This is a genomic window from Pelomonas sp. Root1217 (assembly GCF_001425705.1).
Lineage (GTDB): Bacteria > Pseudomonadota > Gammaproteobacteria > Burkholderiales > Burkholderiaceae_C > Pelomonas.
In genome coordinates this window covers 249,544-264,906 of sequence record NZ_LMDC01000023.1, presented here as the reverse complement: position 1 = coordinate 264,906, position 15,363 = coordinate 249,544, and the positions used below count along the sequence as shown (strand labels likewise).

The 15,363-nt window shown below is 68.8% G+C and carries 10 protein-coding genes; 5 read left to right on the top strand and 5 right to left on the bottom strand.

What is annotated here, in order from left to right; genetic code table 11:
- Nucleotides 1–23: 23 nt before the first annotated feature.
- From ASC95_RS15495 to ASC95_RS15485, 3 genes are all read right to left on the bottom strand, one after another.
- On the bottom strand, nt 24–3,068 hold the full coding sequence (locus tag ASC95_RS15495) for a glycoside hydrolase family 2 TIM barrel-domain containing protein (protein WP_235537941.1): 3,045 nt from the start codon (nt 3,066–3,068) through the stop codon (nt 24–26).
- Nucleotides 3,069–3,084: 16 nt separating this feature from the next.
- Entirely contained in the window at nt 3,085–4,773 is a 1,689-nt protein-coding gene (locus ASC95_RS15490) for a beta-xylosidase (RefSeq protein ID WP_057298615.1), read from the bottom strand.
- Between the two features lie 135 nt (nt 4,774–4,908).
- A complete protein-coding gene (locus tag ASC95_RS15485; protein ID WP_200960151.1) occupies nt 4,909–5,319 on the bottom strand; it encodes a TfoX/Sxy family protein in 411 nt (136 codons plus the stop codon).
- Between the two features lie 33 nt (nt 5,320–5,352).
- Between ASC95_RS15485 and ASC95_RS15480 the strand changes: the two genes are divergently transcribed.
- The 5 genes from ASC95_RS15480 to ASC95_RS15460 all read left to right on the top strand — a co-directional run bounded on the left by ASC95_RS15480 (nt 5,353) and on the right by ASC95_RS15460 (nt 10,514).
- A complete protein-coding gene (locus ASC95_RS15480) occupies nt 5,353–6,399 on the top strand; it encodes a diguanylate cyclase (RefSeq protein WP_369820622.1) in 1,047 nt (348 codons plus the stop codon).
- A 67-nt stretch (nt 6,400–6,466) separates the two neighbouring features.
- Nucleotides 6,467–9,205, top strand: coding sequence for a PAS domain-containing protein (locus tag ASC95_RS15475; protein ID WP_057298613.1), 2,739 nt, complete (start codon nt 6,467–6,469; stop codon nt 9,203–9,205).
- An 81-nt stretch (nt 9,206–9,286) separates the two neighbouring features.
- Nucleotides 9,287–9,616: a four-helix bundle copper-binding protein gene (locus ASC95_RS15470; RefSeq protein ID WP_057298612.1), complete on the top strand. Its 330-nt coding sequence runs from the start codon at nt 9,287–9,289 to the stop codon at nt 9,614–9,616.
- A gap of 5 nt (nt 9,617–9,621) precedes the next feature.
- Nucleotides 9,622–9,921: a hypothetical protein gene (locus tag ASC95_RS15465; protein WP_057298611.1), complete on the top strand. Its 300-nt coding sequence runs from the start codon at nt 9,622–9,624 to the stop codon at nt 9,919–9,921.
- Entirely contained in the window at nt 9,918–10,514 is a 597-nt protein-coding gene (locus tag ASC95_RS15460; protein WP_057298610.1) for a UdgX family uracil-DNA binding protein, read from the top strand. The genes ASC95_RS15465 and ASC95_RS15460 overlap by 4 nt, the downstream gene beginning before the upstream one ends.
- Before the next feature lie 48 nt (nt 10,515–10,562).
- Here the strand turns inward: ASC95_RS15460 and ASC95_RS30740 are convergent, their stop codons facing one another.
- Both ASC95_RS30740 and ASC95_RS15450 read right to left on the bottom strand, forming a co-directional pair.
- Nucleotides 10,563–10,961, bottom strand: a complete 399-nt coding sequence (locus ASC95_RS30740) for a response regulator (protein ID WP_057298609.1) — start codon at nt 10,959–10,961, stop codon at nt 10,563–10,565.
- Between the two features lie 8 nt (nt 10,962–10,969).
- Entirely contained in the window at nt 10,970–15,130 is a 4,161-nt protein-coding gene (locus tag ASC95_RS15450) for a PAS domain S-box protein (protein ID WP_057298608.1), read from the bottom strand.
- Between the last annotated feature and the right edge of the window lie 233 nt (nt 15,131–15,363).

The window sequence follows — 15,363 nt, the reverse complement described above, 5'->3', positions numbered from 1 at the left end:
AGCCGGGCAGCGTCATGCGGCCGTCAGAACCGCAGCAGCAACCGGCCGCCGTAAGGGCCCGTCGCCATAGCCGGCTCACCCGCCGGCCCGGTCAGGTCTGCGGCCTGGCCCTTGGCGCCCATGGCGGGGATGGCGTGCAGGAAGCCGATGTCGCTGGCGGGGAAGTCCACGCTGGTGGTCGGGAAGTCCGCCAGCCTGGCGCCCAACTGCAAATAGCCTGCGCCTTCGTTGACGATGGTGAGGTCTCCGGCCGGCGAGGGCAGGCGCAGCCAGCGCGGGTCCGCGAAATAGCCGGCAGGCGATGCGATGTCGTACACACCCAGCACGGGCCCGCGCAGGCGGTTCTGCCAGACGGGACTCGGCCCGCGCACGAGCGCGCGGGGATGGCTGGTCTCCACGAGCGGCCGATCAAAGCCGACACCGTGGTACAGCGTCGGGCCTTGGAGCTGGTAGCCGTAGTCCAGCGCAAGCACGCCGTCTTTGCTGAGCGTCCAGCGCACGCGGTCCAGCCCGCCGGCGCCCGGCGCTTCCAGCCAGGCGCCTTGCGGCCCGGTGCCTGCGGCCACGACGACCTGAGCCGTCGGCACGGCGAAGCGGTCGGCTTCAAAGGCCAGCCGCAGTGACACGACCGAGGGCGTGCGCCGCACGCCCGCCAGGCGGGTCACGCGCAGCGCCTTCACGGCCTGCGGCGGGAAGATGTAGGTCTGCCCGTCGCGCGCCACCCGCGCGCCATCAAAGACGGTCTTCCAATGCTGCCCATCGGCAGACAGATCCAGCTTGAAGCTCGCCCAGCCGTCGGTCTCGGTGATGCCGAGGTCGATGGTGGCGACGTTGGCCATCGTCGCGGTGGGGAACTCGTAGACACCGTCGGCCGTGGCGGCCGGTTCCAGCCATGTCGGCTCGGCAGCCTGCCTCGGCCGGGCGACGACCATGCGCGGCCCGGTGGACAACGGTTGCACCTTGCCACCTCTGGCCAGTCCGAGCAGCAGCCCGGTGCGGGCATCAAAGCGCGCGGACACGGCACCGGCCTGCAGCCGGATGCTGTCGCCGTCTCTCACCACCGCGGGCGTGCCGGCATGCTGGCGTGCGAGGCGGGAGGGCCGGTCCGGCGCTGCCCAGACCCAGGTCCACAGATGCTGGTCGCCTTGCATTGCCGTCAGGCGCAGCGCATCCGCCTCGCGCCAGACCGCGGGCAGCGGCAGCTTCAGTTCACCCGCGCCATGCGGGGCCACGGCAGGCCCGGTGAGGTCGCCCTGGGCCAGCACTCGGGCGTTCGGGCTGCGGCCCTGCGGTTGGGCGAACCGAATCCATTCCCACTGGAAGCGAACCGCCGCCAGCGTCGTGAAATCGAACGCGTTGCGCAGTTTCAGCACGCCGTTGAATTGGCCGTCCAGCAGCGGCGGCGCGATCTGCACCGGCGACCAGATCTCCTTGACCGTGTAATAGCTGGGCTCCTTCTCGTGCCGGGGGCCGACGATGCCGTCCGGCGCGTAGGTACCGAACACGTCGATGCGCCCGCCCTGGTCGGTGCGCATGAGGCCTTCATCCGCCAGGTTCCACAGGAAGCCGCCCGCGCCGCGCGGCGACGCGCTCATGGCCTGCCAGTAGTCGTCCAGGCCGGCGCCCAGGCCGCCATCGAACAGGCCGTGCAGAAACTCGGTGGGCATCACCAGCAGCGGGCCCGCCAGGCGGCGCTGCAGGTCCGGGTAGCGCGGGTAGTGCTTGGTGTCGATGCCGCCAAAAGCCTCCCAGGGGTGGAGCAACGGCCGCGCCTGCGGGTCGTACAAGGCGAAGTCGCCGTCCAGCTCGCGGTTCCAGCCGCCTTCGTTGCCGTTGGACCAGAACAGGATGCTCGGGTGGTTGACGTCGCGCTCCACCAGCTCGCGCACGAGCTTGCGGCCCACCTCGGTGTCATGGGCCTTCTGCCAGCCGCTCAGCTCGTTGATGACGTAAAGCCCCAGCTCGTCGGCCGCCTCAAGGAAGGCTTTCTCGGGCGCGTAGTGGGCCACGCGCATGGCGTTCATGTTCATGGACCGGATGAGCCGCGCGTCCTCATAGGCCTGGGCGCGCGACACGGCGCGGCCCGTCTCCGGGCGGAAGCTGTGGCGGTTCACGCCCTTGAGCATGATGCGCTGGCCGTTGAGGTACAGGCCCTGGCCCTCGCGCACCTCGAAGGTCCGAAAGCCGAAGCGCTCCCTGACCTGGTGGACGGCCTTGTCGCCTTCGAACAGCGTGAGCTGCAGGAAGTACAGGTGCGGCGTTTCGGCGGACCAGAGCAGCGGCTGGTCGATCCGCCCCTGGACGCGCACGCGCCCGGCGCCGCCGGTGGGAATCGCGGCGGAGAAGGGTTGGCCCACGGCCGTGCCGTCGCGGGTGGTGATCTGGGCCACCAGCCGGGTCACCGTGCGCGGCGCCCGCAGCGTCACGTCGGCCGTGAGCTCGCCGCTGGCCTGGGCATTGATGGCCACGTGCGCGATGGACTGCGGCGGCGACGCCTCCAGCCACACCGGCCGGTAGATGCCACCGAACACCCAGTAGTCGCCATGGCGTTCGGCGATGTCGGTGGCCGTGGCGGCCGAGGCCTCGCTGACTTGCACCTCGATCTCGTTGTCCTCGCCCGGCTTGAGCCAGCGGGTGATGTCGTGGCTGAAGCGGTTGAACCCGCCCTGGTGGATGGACCCCGTGACGTTGCCGTTGACCTTCACGAGGGTGTCGGTCATCACCGCATCGAAGACCACCCGCACCGTGCGGCCCTGCCACTCGGCCGGCACGCTGAAGCGGCGTCGGTAGGTCGCCTTGTCCGCCGCCCGCGGACCTTTGTCGTAGCCGTACTGGTAGTGGCCGAAGCCCTGCTGCTGCCAGTTCGACGGCACCTTGATGCGCGCCTGCTCGCCCGCGCGCTGCCCGCCGTCGATGACGAAGTCCCAGTCCACCGCGTCGTCCGGGCCGGTGCCCGACAGCATCAGCGTCTCGGTGCGCGGCGCGTCAGCGGCCAATGCATGCGGCGCCAGCAGGCCCCAGATGAGCAGGCTCGCCAGCCACTTCAGCACGTCAAGCTTGATGTTCACGGGGCGTGCTTGGCGCCTAGTCGATGATCAGCAGCGTCACGCCCTGCCGCGGCAGCGTGAAGCTCAGCGTTGCGCCGCCATTGGCCACCGCCAGCGCCGGCAGCGGGGCCGGCGCCATCACCGAGGCCGCTTCCAGCTGGGCGTATTGCTTCGCGTCCGGCGCCTGGGGCGAACCCATCGCCTGCCAGGCCGTGAACGCGTTTGCGTGGGCCTTGTCGACGCGCCACTGCGTCACCGTCCGTGTCGCTTGCCCGCCCAGGCCCGTCAGTTGCAGGCTGACCGCCGCATCCGGGCCGCTGGCATCGTCGTCGTGATAGTGCCAGGTCATCACCGCAATCTTGCCGTCGGGCGCCCGCGTGGCCAGCACGCCCACGTCCGGGCGGCCACGCACTCCGTTCGCCAAGATGTCCTCCAGCGCCACCTCGGCGTCGCTGGCGGCGCGCAGCTGCGTCGGCCCCAGCTTGGCGAACATGCGAAAGACGTTGAGCACCGGCAGGTCGACACCGTTCGTCGCCAATTGGCGGTAGCCCGCGAACCAGGGCTGGTCTTCGAACGTGAAGGCCCAGGTCAGAGCGCCTTCCAGGTTCACCTGGTGGCGGTCGGCGAGCTGCCAGATCCGCTTGTAGCTGGCCGCCGTGTAGCTGGAGTACATGGTGCCGTTGCGGTAGGCGTTCTGCGGGCCGGGGCAGGCGGCGCAGCCTTCGGGGTCGTTCTCGCCGATGACGATGGGCTTGGTCCTAAGCTCCGGCACCGCGGCGATCTTCTGGAAGCCGTTGGCGATGCCGCTCAGCTGGGGCGCCATGCCCATGCGCACATGCCCGTCGACGAACCGCGGGTTGCCCTTGGCGTGGAAGGCGAGGAAATCGGTCGGCGTGCCGGTCTGCCCTGTCGCATGGTTGCGGCCGCTGACGACATGCTTGAGGAAGGCGTCCATGAACGCGCCCCCGGCGCCCGCAACGTCCGGCCCACCCACGCGGGCTTCAGGCAATGCGCGGCGCACGGCGTCGATGGCGTAGTCATGCAACTTGTTGAATTCTTCCTGCGTGCCGGTCCAGTAGGCCGGCCCGTTGGGCTCGTTCCAGACTTCAAAATACCAGCGCAGCACTTCCTCGCGGCCGTAACGCTCCACGCAGTGCCGGGTCCACTGGAAGACCAGCTCGCCCCACTTGGCATAGTCTTTCGGCGGCGCGTTCCATGCGCCGGCGATCAGGTCGTAGGCGAAGCCCGGGCGCCAGCTGTGCTGGTAGGGCGTGCCCGGCTTGGCACTGGACAGCGCCTGCGGCATGAAGCCGATCTGCAGATAGGGCCGCACGCCGCGCTCGAGATAGCTGTCGATGATGCGGTCGGCGACCGCCCAGTCGTAGACGGGCTTGCCGTCACGGTCCTCGGTGTAGGCATTGGTGCTGCCCCACTTGAACGCCGGCGTGCCGTCACCCGTGTTGAGCAGGTTGTGCGCGCGGAAGTAGACGCTTCCCGGGCGCAGGTCGCCCAGCCGCTTCATCAGCTTGCGGCCATCCTTCATGGTCGCGTAGTTGGGCTCGTCGGCGCCGAAGAAGCGCCAGATGGGCTTGAGCTCGCCCGCTGTGCGGCCGGCGTCCACCTCGATGTGCACCGGGAAGGATTCGGCCGGTTGTGCCTGCGTGGCAGCGGCAATCAAGCCGGCCATGACGATGGCGACGGTCCGGGGCAGTGGCTGGAGCTTCATGGCATGGACGGCGTGAAACGAGAGGTCGAAGGGCTCGGACCGCGACCACGACGACATCCACTGCCTGTGCCGCGCGCGATACCTGGCGGAGTGTAGGAACGGCCTTCGCTGCGCTGCCTGCTCACGGCCATTCACTCAAGAACGTGAGTGCGAGCCGTCGGTGGCGCCAGCCCCCTTGGCCCTGGCCCGCGATGGGCTCTTCTTTGCCCTGGCCGCAGGCAGCGTCGCGTTGAACTTCAGGGACAGCTCGATCCAATAGTCCAGCGCCGCCTTCGTCCGTACCGCCGTCGCGGCAACGAACACATAGCCTGGGTAGGGGCGGCCTTTCATGACCACCGTCTCGACTCCGTCTCGCTGGAGCGCCATCTCGTGCAGCGCCGGGTCGATGCGGCACATCAGCCGCTCGGGCCGTGCCGTCACGCACAGGTGGTCGCGCACCATGAAGCCCACGCTGCCGAACATGCGCTTCTCACGCACGTCGGCAACATCGGCCAGCGCGTGGCGGACACGGTCAACCAGGTCGTCGCTGATCGAGGAAGTGTTCACGGAGATTCCTGAGGTCGGCTTGACCGCGGGAGTATCTGCCAGGCGTGGCAGCGTTCCAGGCGCGCCAATTGCCGCTCACGCCCAACGTCCTTCCGGGAGCTTCAGCTGTCTGCGCGCGAGACCGCCTACATCCTCCACGTCGATGACAACCCGGACAACCTGCTTTCGACGAAGCTGCTCCTGGATCGTCCCGGCGTCGAGGTGGTATCCGCCGAGTCCGCTGCGGTGGCGCTGGAGCAGCTCGCGCAGCATGACTTTGCGCTGGCGCTGGTCGACGTCAACATGCCCGACGTCAATGGCTTCCAGCTGGCCGAATCCATGCGCGAAACGGCGATTTCCCGCGAAGTTCCCATCATCTTTCTGACGGGCGCCAGCGGCGATGCGGCGCGGACCTTCCGTGGCTACGAGGCCGGCGCCGTCGACTTCCTGGTCAAGCCGGTGCACCCTCAGGTGCTGGAAAGCAAGGTCGGTGCGTTCGTCGCGCTCTACCTGCAGCGCAAGTCGCTGCGCGATCAGAAAGACGACTGCGAGCGCCTGCTGAGAGCCAACCAGCGCATGGCTTCGGAGCTGGAGCGTGCTCACGAGCTGGCGGTCCAGGCAGCTTTTACCGACGAATTGACCGGCATTCCCAATCGCCGTCACATCCTGAAACTCGCTCAGAGCGCCCTGAACGATCCACGCCGGCATTCCCAACCGGTGAGCCTTGCGCTGCTGGACCTGGACCACTTCAAGCGGGTCAACGACACGCATGGCCACGCCGTCGGCGACGCCGTACTGCGCCATTTCTGCGATCACACACAGGCCCATCTGCGCACGGGCCAGGCCATGGGCCGCATGGGCGGCGAGGAATTCCTCTTGCTGCTCCCGGGCACGGAGCTGGCGGAAGCCTGCACCGCGCTCGAGCGGGTGCGCCACACGCTGGAGCCGCACGCGAGCATTGCCTACACCTTCTCGGCCGGCGTTGCACAGGCTCGCCCGGACGAGACGCTGGACGCCGTGCTGGAGCGGGCCGACCGGGCGCTCTACGTTTCCAAGGAGCGCGGCCGGGACTGCACGTCCAGCGAATTGATGGGTCTCTAGCGACGAGGTATGGGCCTTGCCATGCGCCTGCTGCGCCGAGCGGGCTGTTGTTGCGCGGTGCCGGACCATGCGACCTGAACTCGAGTCGATCTACCAAACCGCGCCGATCGGCCTGGCCGTGCTTGACACCGAGCTCCGCTTCCTGCGGGTCAACGAGCGGCTCGCCGAAATGAACGGCTTGCCCGTCGAGGCGCACCTCGGGCGGACCGTGCGGGAGCTGCTGCCCGATCTGGCGGGCCAGGCGGAGGGGCTCCTCAATCGGGTGCTGGCATCGGGCCGGGCGATCCGCGACCTCGAGATCCATGGTGAAACGCCCGCCCGGCCTGGCGTCAGGCGCATCTGGCGCGAACAGATCACGCCCTTGCGCGACGAGACCGGTGCGATCGACCGGCTGAGCATCGTGGCCGAGGAAATCACCGATCAGCGGCGGGCCGACGATTCATTGCGCCGCAGCCGCCAGAACCTGGAGCTGGCCATGGACGCCGCGGGGCAGGCGATGTGGGAATGGAATATTCCCAACGACCACATGAAATTCACCGGCAACTGGGAGCAGGTGCTCGGCTATTCGCCCGACGATGTGGCGAACACGCGGGACGGCTGGCTTTCGCTGGTGATGGCGCCGGACCGCGACCGCGCGGACGCCTGCCTGGACGCCTATCTGCATGGCCGGGCCCCGGGCTTCGATTGCGAATACCGCATGCGGCACGCCGATGGCAGCTGGGTATGGATTGCCGTCCAGGGCAAGGTCGTTGACCGCGACGAGCACGGCCAGCCGCTGCGGATGATCGGTGTGGCGCGAGACGTCACCACGGCGCACAGTGACCGCGAAGAGCTGCAGCATCTCGCGCAGCTTCTGCAGCTGGCGTTCGATGGCATCTTTGTCTGGACGGCGGAAGGCGGCATCGAGTTCTGGAACCACGGCGCTGAACTGCAGTACGGCTACACCGCCGCCGAGGCCCTGGGCCAGCACCCCAACGCACTGCTGCGGACCGAGTCCACCGGCGCCGAGGCCTTGAAGGACCAGGCGCTGCAGAAGGACGGGCTGTGGCGGGGCGAGCTTTCGCACACCACCAAGGACGGCCGGCGGATCGCCGTCAACGCGGTGATGCAGCGTGTGCGCGACGGACAGGACCGGATTCTGGAAATCACGCGCGATGTTTCCGAGGCCAAAGCCTACGAGGCACGCCTGCTGGAGCGAGAGCGGGAATTGCAGCACTCGCAACAGCGCCTGCAGGTGGCGCTCGATGCGGGCCGCATGGGCGTCTGGGACTGGGGGCCGGCACAGCAGCAATGCTTCTGGAGCCCCGAGATCTACAGCCTTCTGGGCATTCCGGGTGATGAGGCCCCCGACACGTCCCGGCTCATGGACATGGTCCACCCTGAAGACCGGCCGGGCCTGGACGCCAAGATCGCCCGGGTGTTGGCCAGCGGCGGCGACTACGAGGCCGAGTTCCGTGTGCGGCGCCCAGACGGAGACGTGCGCTGGCTCCTCAGCCGCGGCCGGGTGCTGCATGGCGCGCAAGGCGATCGATCGCGCATGGTGGGCGTCAACTTCGACATCACCGAGCGCAAGCACATCGAGCATGCGTTGCAGGAGGCCGACGCGCGCCGCACCGAGTTCCTGGCGATGCTGGCGCACGAACTGCGCAACCCGCTGGCACCCATCACCAACGCGGTGCGCATCCTGGAGCGGATGGGTGACACCCCCGAGAAGCGCGACGCGGCCCTGCAGATCCTGCAACGCCAGGTCGCCCACATGACGCGCCTGGTGGACGACCTGCTGGAGGGCAGTCGCATCGTCCAGGGCCGCATCGAGCTTCGCATGGAGAACGTTCTCGTCGCCACCTCGGTCTTCCAGGCGGTCGAGGCGGCCTGGCCGATGGCGCTTGAGCGCCATCAGTCGATCACCGTGAAAGTGCCCCATGAGCTCGATCTCGTGGCCGACCCCGCACGGCTCACGCAGATCGTCTCGAACCTGGTCACCAACGCCGTCAAGTACGGCCAGCAAGGAGGGCGGGTGGTCGTGATGGTGAAGCTGGAGCAGGACGACAACGTGACCATCGCCGTCCAGGACGACGGCCCGGGGATATCGCCGGGGCTGGCACCCCACCTGTTCGACCTGTTCACGCAGGACCGCCGCACCCTGGATCGCTCCCAGGGCGGCCTGGGCATCGGCCTGGCCCTGGTCAAGCGGCTGACGGAGCTGCATGGCGGGCGCGTCCACCACGAGGCACCGAAGTCAGGCATCGGCTCGCGCTTCGTCGTGTGCCTGCCCCGCCATCGGCGCCCCGATGAACGGGGCGACTCTGCCGAAGCGACCGGTATGCCGGGACTTCCGGCGCTGACGGTGCTGGTGGTCGACGACAACATCGACGCGGCGGTGACCCTGGCATCGCTGCTGCGGCTGGATGGACACCAGGTGGAACTGGCGCACGATGGCGAGCAGGCCTTGGCCGCTGCCGCGCGCATGCGGCCCGACGTGGTGTTGCTCGACCTGGGGCTGCCCAAGATCGATGGTCTGGAAGTCGCGCGCCGGTTGCGCGCCGACGTCGTAAACCAGGAGACGGTCCTGATTGCCACGAGCGGCTATGCCCAGGCCGCCGACAGGGAAGCGACGGCGCAGGCAGGTTTCGATGGGCACCTGGCCAAACCCGTGGACCTGCAGGAAGTCTATCGCGCCATCCAGGCGCACCTGGCAGTTCGCGCGTCGCGCGCGGCAGGGCCTGACCGACGAGGCCATGTCCAAGCGCCGCCGGCGGCGGCGTGCAGACCCCCTTCGACGGCTCATCAGGGAGGTCGACGCTGAGCCCTGCCGATGCGTGAACTGACTCGCGACTGGGAATGCCGTATGCCGTCGGTGAGGCCTGCCAACTGACCGGAGAGCGCCATGCCTTCGACCGTGGATGACTGCCTGCAGGCCTGCGAAACCTGCGCGGATGCCTGTGATCGCTGCGCCGCCGCCTGCTTGAAGGAAGCGGACGTGAAGATGATGGCGCGGTGCATCGCGCTGGACATGGACTGCGCCGCGATGTGCCGGGCCGCCGCGGGCTTCATGGCACGCGGTAGCGAGTTTGCGGCGCGCGTCTGCCAGCTTTGCGCGGCGCTGTGCGAGAGCTGCGCCGAGGAATGCGGCAAGCATGCGCATGCGCATTGCCAGGACTGCGCTGCCGCCTGCCGGGCCTGCGCCAGCGCCTGCCGAGAGATGGCGGCGGCCTGAACGCCATGAAGGCGGATTACGCCGAGCGGCGCGAGCACATGGTGGCCACCCAGCTGGCCGCCCGCGGCATCCACGCCGAGGCGGTGTTGCAGGCGATGCGCACCGTGCCGCGCGAGGCTTTCGTCGAGGCGGGCTTCGAGGACTTCGCCTATCAAGACGCAGCCATGCCCATCGCGCCAGGCCAGATCCTCGTCAAGGTGAGGCGCCTGGCGAACGGCGGCTTCGACCAGCAAGCGCTCGCCGACGTCGCGTTCGTGCCGTTGGTTGGCGCGCAGGGCTGGGCCGATGAGGACGCCAGGGCATGACCGCCGCGCCGGGCCGGCCCAAGCTTCAACAGCTGCGCCTGGATGCTGCCGATTGCCGCAAATGCCCGCTCGGCGAGCGGGCCACGCAGACCGTCTGGGGCGAAGGGCCGCCCAAAGCGCCGCTGATGCTGGTGGGCGAGCAGCCCGGTGACAAGGAAGACCTGTCCGGCCACCCCTTCGTCGGCCCCGCCGGCCGGCTGCTGGATACCGCGTTGCAGGAGCTGGGCCTGGACCGCCAGGCGATCTACGTCACCAACGCGGTCAAGCATTTCAAGTACGAGCAGCGCGGCAAGCGGCGCATGCACAAGACGCCGGCCCAGCAGGAGATCGAAGCCTGCAGCCACTGGCTGGAAAGCGAGATCGAGGCCGTTCGGCCGCGCGCCGTTGCCGCCCTGGGCGCCACGGCGGCCCGGGCGCTGCTCGGCCGGCCGGTGGCCGTCACCCGCGAGCGGGGTGGCTGGGTGACGCGCGAGGATGGCATTCCCGTGCTGATCACGCTGCACCCTTCGGCCCTGCTGCGCCTGCACGACGAGGACCGCACCGAGGCCTGGGCCGCCTGGCTGGACGATCTGCGGCGGCTCTTGCCGCGCTGACCGCGCTGACCGCGCTGATCGCGCTGATCGCGCTGTTCGCGCCGGGCGTCAGTGCGCCGAGCGCTCCCGCGCCGCCTCGGCGAGCAGCGCCTCGAGCTTCTCGATGTCCATGGGCTTGACCAGGTGGTAGCGAAAGCCGGCGGCGAGGCTGCGCTCGCGGTCTTCGGCCATGCCGTAGCCGCTCATGGCGATGGCATAGAGCGGGTGCTCCAGGCGCAGGCGCTGCATCAGCTCCCAGCCGTCGCCGTCGGGCAGGCCGATGTCAGACACCAGCACGTCGGCATCAGCCGCCGGCAACTGGTCCAGCGCCTCCCGCATGCAGCTGACGCTGCGGACCTCGTGCCCCATGGCGACCATCAACATGCTCAACGTGTTGCGGGTGTCGTCGTGGTTCTCGACGATGAACACACGCAGGCGGCTCGGATGCGAAGGGGCGTTCGTGACCATGGCGGGGCTCATTGTTCTGCCAGCGGCAGTTCAAGCGTGAAGGTGGCGCCCTGGCCCCGCCCCGGGCTGGCTACCCGCAGGCGGCCGCCATGGGCCTCGACAGTGGCCTTGGAGATCGACAGCCCCAGCCCCAGGCCGCCAAACTCCTTCGCCACCCAGGAGCCACCCTGCACGAAGGCATCGAAGATGCTCGGCAACATCTCCGCGTCGATGCCCACGCCGTTATCGGTGACCGACATGACGAAGCGCCCATCTTCGGTGCGCGTCTCGATGCGGATGCGGCCGCGCGCCTGCGTGAACTTCGAGGCGTTCTTCAACAGGTTCCAGACAACCTGCTGGAGGCGGGGGCCGTCACCCACGAGCCGGTGCCGGCTGGCCTGCAACTCGACCGTCAGCTGCTGCGCCTTGGCGCTCACGTCAGCCTCGCAGATCTCGCAGGCGCTGCGGATGGTCTCGTGCAGGTCGACCGGCGCCTTGGCCAGGGCCAGCGTGCCGCGCGAGATGCGCGTCAGGTCGAGCAGGTCATCGATCAGGTGCGACTCGACGCGGATGTTGCGCTGGATCAGCTGCAGCGCCTCATGGGCTTCTTCCGGCATGTCATTGCGCCGCGACAGCAGCTGCAGCGCGATCACCGCCGGCGTCAACGGCGTGCGCAGTTCATGCGACAGCACGGCAAGGAACTGGTCCTTGGCCGCGTTGGCCGCTTCCAGTGCCGCTCGCGCGGCTTCCATGTCGCGCAAGGCCTGTTCCAGCGCCTGCTGCGAGCGCCGGGCGTCGCTTTGGTCACGCAGGATCTTCACGAAGCCCACGTTGCGGCCATCGGAGTCCTGCATGGTCATCAACGCGCCGCTGGCCCAGAACAGGCTGCCGTCCTTGCGCTGGTGGAAGCGGTCATCGCCGGCGCGGCCCTCGCTGAGGGCCTGGGCCGCTTCGAGCTGCGGCACGCCGGCCGCCCGGTCTTCCTCCGTGAAGATCATGTCGGCCGAGCGGCCCAGCGCATCCCGTTCGCCAAAGCCCAGCGTGCGCTCGGCACCGGGGTTCCAGGTGGTGATGCGGCGCTCGGTGTCGGTGGTGAAGATGGCGTACTCCCGCGCGTTCTCCAGCACCATGCGCAGGTGTTCCTCGCTGTTGCGCAGCGCCGCTTCGGCGGCCTTGCGCTCGGTGATGTCCACGCACACGGCGATGACGCCGCCTTCGATGCCGTTTTCAGCCGGCAGAGACGTCACGCTGTTGTGCACCCACACCGTGCTGCCGTCGCGGCGCAGCAGGCGCTTTTCGATGTCATAGGACTCGTTGCGTTCCAGCAGCCCTTGCAGGCGCTGCCGATGGGTGCCCAGGTCGTCCGGTTGCACCAGCTGTTCCAGGTCCATGCCAAGGAGCTCGGGCTCGGCATAGTCCAGCAGCCGGCACATGCGGCCGTTGACCAGCTGGATGCGGCCCTCCAGGTCCATCTGCAGCACGCCGACGGTGGCCTGGTCGACGATGGCACGGAAGCGCGCGTCGGCGTTGCGCAGCGCTTCCTGGGCGCTCTTGCGTTCGGTGATGTCGATGAAGGTCAGCACCACGCCGGCGATGCGGTCCTCGATGGTGCGGTAGGGCCGCAGCCGGGCCAGATACCAGTGCCCGTCCGCCTCGCCGACCTCGCGCTCGATCGGCACCAGCGTCTCCAGTACCTTCTGTGCGTCCTGCGTCAATGCCGGATAGCGCAGCTGGCTCTTCAGGTCTGTCAGCGGGCGGCCGACATCGCTGGCGATGAGGTTGAACAGGCCCACTGCCGACGGTGTGAAGCGGGTGATACGCAGCTGCCGGTCCAGGAAGACGGTGGCGATGGCGGTCGCGTCCATCAGGTTGTGCATGTCGCTGTTGGCCTGGCCCAGCGCATCGACCTTGCTCTTGAGCTCGTGGTTGACGGTCGTCAGCTCCTCGTTGATGGACTGCAGCTCCTCGCGGCTGGTCTCCAGCTCCTCGGTGGCCGAGCGCAGCTCCTCGTTCATCGCCTGCAGCTCTTCGTTGCTGGCCTTGAGCTCCTCGGTGGAGGCCTCGTACTGCTCGACCGTGTCGCGCAGGTGCGACTTCAGCCGCTCGATCTCGCCTTCGAGCTGGCGGGCCAGCGGCTCGGGCGGGCGCGGCTCAGAGGCGACGTCGGCACTCGACGGCTCGTTGGTGCCGATCTCGAAGGTGACCAGCGTCAAGTCCGGCGAGACCTCGCGCGCCGGGTAGGCGTGCACCGTCACGGTCACGTTGTCGTCATGCAGCGGCACCAGGATGCCCGGCATCGCCGCGGCCTCGCCCGACTGCCGGACCTGGTAGAGCACCGCGCGCAATTCGATGCGCAGCGCCGGATGGACCGCGCGCAGCAAGTTGTTGCTCGGCTCCCCACCGCTGAACTGCATGAAGCGCCCGGCGCCGGGCGACAGATGCAGCATGTCGTATTCCGCGTCCACCAGCACCGAGGGCGGCGCGAGCCGGTCCAGCAGGCGCAGGTGCACCTCGCCCCAGGGCACGGTGCGCGTGCCGGAGGCTCGGTCGACGATGCGCGGGCCCGACGGAGCCTGCTCGAAGCCTCGCCCAGCCACATGGGACCCGTCCGGCTGCGACTGCTGCGTTTCCAGCGCCAGGGCGAGGGTGCCTGGCCCGGACGGCACCGGCAGCCCGTTGCGCGGCGTGGGGCGCTGGCGGAACACGCGGTTCTTCTTGTCCAGCACGCTGAACAGCGTGCTGAAGTCATCCACCGATTCAGATGAGCCGAGGAACAGCGTGCCGCCCGGGCGCAGCGCGAAATGGAAGATGTCCAGCGCGCGGCTCTGGGCCTCGCGGTTCAGGTAGATCAGCAGGTTGCGGCAGGTGACCAGGTCCAGCCGGGAAAACGGCGAATCCTTGAGCACGTCGTGCAACGCGAACAGCACCATCTCGCGCACTTCGCGGCGCACGCGGTAGCCGCGGTGCTCCTTGACGAAATAGCGGCGCAGGCGGTCTTCCGACACGTCGGCCTCGATGGCCAGCGGGTAGATGCCCTCCCGGGCGGCCTTGATGGCGTCCTCGTCCAGGTCGGTGGCGAACACCTGCACGACGGGTGGCGACTCCAGGGAGCGCGCATGCTCGTTGAGCAGCATCGCCACCGTGTAGGCCTCCTCGCCGGTTGCGCAGGCCACCACCCAGACCCGCACGACGTCGCTCGGCCCCTTGCCGTGGAACAGCTCCGGAATGCGCGCCTCCAGCGCGGCGAAGCAGTCGCCGTCGCGGAAGAAGTTGGTGACGCTGATGAGCAAGTCCTGCAGCAGTGCGCCGGCCTCGCCCGGGCGGGTGCGCAGGCAGGTCAGGTAGGCGGCCAGGTCGTCGATGCCGTTGACCTGCATGCGCCGGCCGATGCGGCGCAGGATGGTGGCGCGCTTGTAGTAGCCAAAGTCGCGGCCGGTGCGGGTGCGCAGGAAGTTGAGCACATCGCGCAGCAGGCTCTCGTCGCTGGCGTTTTGCGCCGGGTGCACCTTCGGCCCTTCCTCGGGCGGCAGCCGCAAGCGGCGCTCCAGGCGGTGGTACTCGATCAGCCGCTCGGGCAGCTGGTCGACGGGCAGCACCCAGTCGACCATGCCGGTGGCGATCGCCGTGCGCGGCATGCCGTCGAACTCGGCCTCGTCGGGGGCCTGCGCGATGGTCAGGCCGCCGCGCTCCTTGATGCGCTTGATGCCGATGGCACCGTCGCCATCGTTGCCCGACAGCACCACCGCCGATGCGTGCGGGCCGTGCGTATCGGCCAGCGTGCGAAAGAAAAGGTCCACCGCGACGTGGCGGGTGCGGTCGCTCGGTAGCTCGAACAGCCGCAGGTGTCCATCCATCGTCTTGAGCCCCTTGCGCGGCGGGATCACATAGACGTGGTTGGCCTCCAGCGTCGCCGGCTCGTTCACCTGGATCACCGGCATGGCGGTATCGCGCTGCAGCAGCGCCGCCAACGTGCTGTCGTGGTCGGGTGACAGGTGCAGCACGACGACGAAGGCCATGCCGGAGTCGGGCGGCATGAGGCGGAAGAACTCGCTCAGCGCACCGATACCGCCGGCCGACCCGCCCAAGCCCACCACCGGCAGCATCTGGTAGCCCCGCGTCGGGACCACGTTGTCGATGTCATCGGCGAGGTCCTCTTCGGCATGGTCGGGCTGGGTGGGATCGTGCTCCATGCCGAGGGGTGGCTTTCTGCGCCGGGGCATGGCGCGGCAGGACGGGTGGGAGCCCGACATTATCGTGCCCGCCACCGCCTTCCTAGTGCGGTGTCTGGGGGGCGGAAAACCCGGCGCTGATCGTGGGACGGCACACCGATTGCTCGCTGGCCCGGCGCCGGTAGAAGTTGCCGCAATGGCACCGGCCGCAACACCGCCTCCGGTCAGGTGCGCCGTTTGCTGCGGCGTGGCCT

Excerpts from the sequence above, each read along its gene's own strand:
- ASC95_RS15475 (WP_057298613.1), top strand. The coding sequence starts at position 6,467 with ATGCGACCTGAACTCGAGTCGATCTACCAAACCGCGCCGATCGGCCTG.
- ASC95_RS15460 (WP_057298610.1), top strand. The coding sequence starts at position 9,918 with ATGACCGCCGCGCCGGGCCGGCCCAAGCTTCAACAGCTGCGCCTGGAT.
- ASC95_RS15450 (WP_057298608.1), bottom strand. The coding sequence starts at position 15,130 with ATGGAGCACGATCCCACCCAGCCCGACCATGCCGAAGAGGACCTCGCC.
- ASC95_RS15465 (WP_057298611.1), top strand. The coding sequence starts at position 9,622 with ATGAAGGCGGATTACGCCGAGCGGCGCGAGCACATGGTGGCCACCCAG.
- ASC95_RS30740 (WP_057298609.1), bottom strand. The coding sequence starts at position 10,961 with ATGGTCACGAACGCCCCTTCGCATCCGAGCCGCCTGCGTGTGTTCATC.
- ASC95_RS15470 (WP_057298612.1), top strand. The coding sequence starts at position 9,287 with ATGCCTTCGACCGTGGATGACTGCCTGCAGGCCTGCGAAACCTGCGCG.
- ASC95_RS15490 (WP_057298615.1), bottom strand. The coding sequence starts at position 4,773 with ATGAAGCTCCAGCCACTGCCCCGGACCGTCGCCATCGTCATGGCCGGC.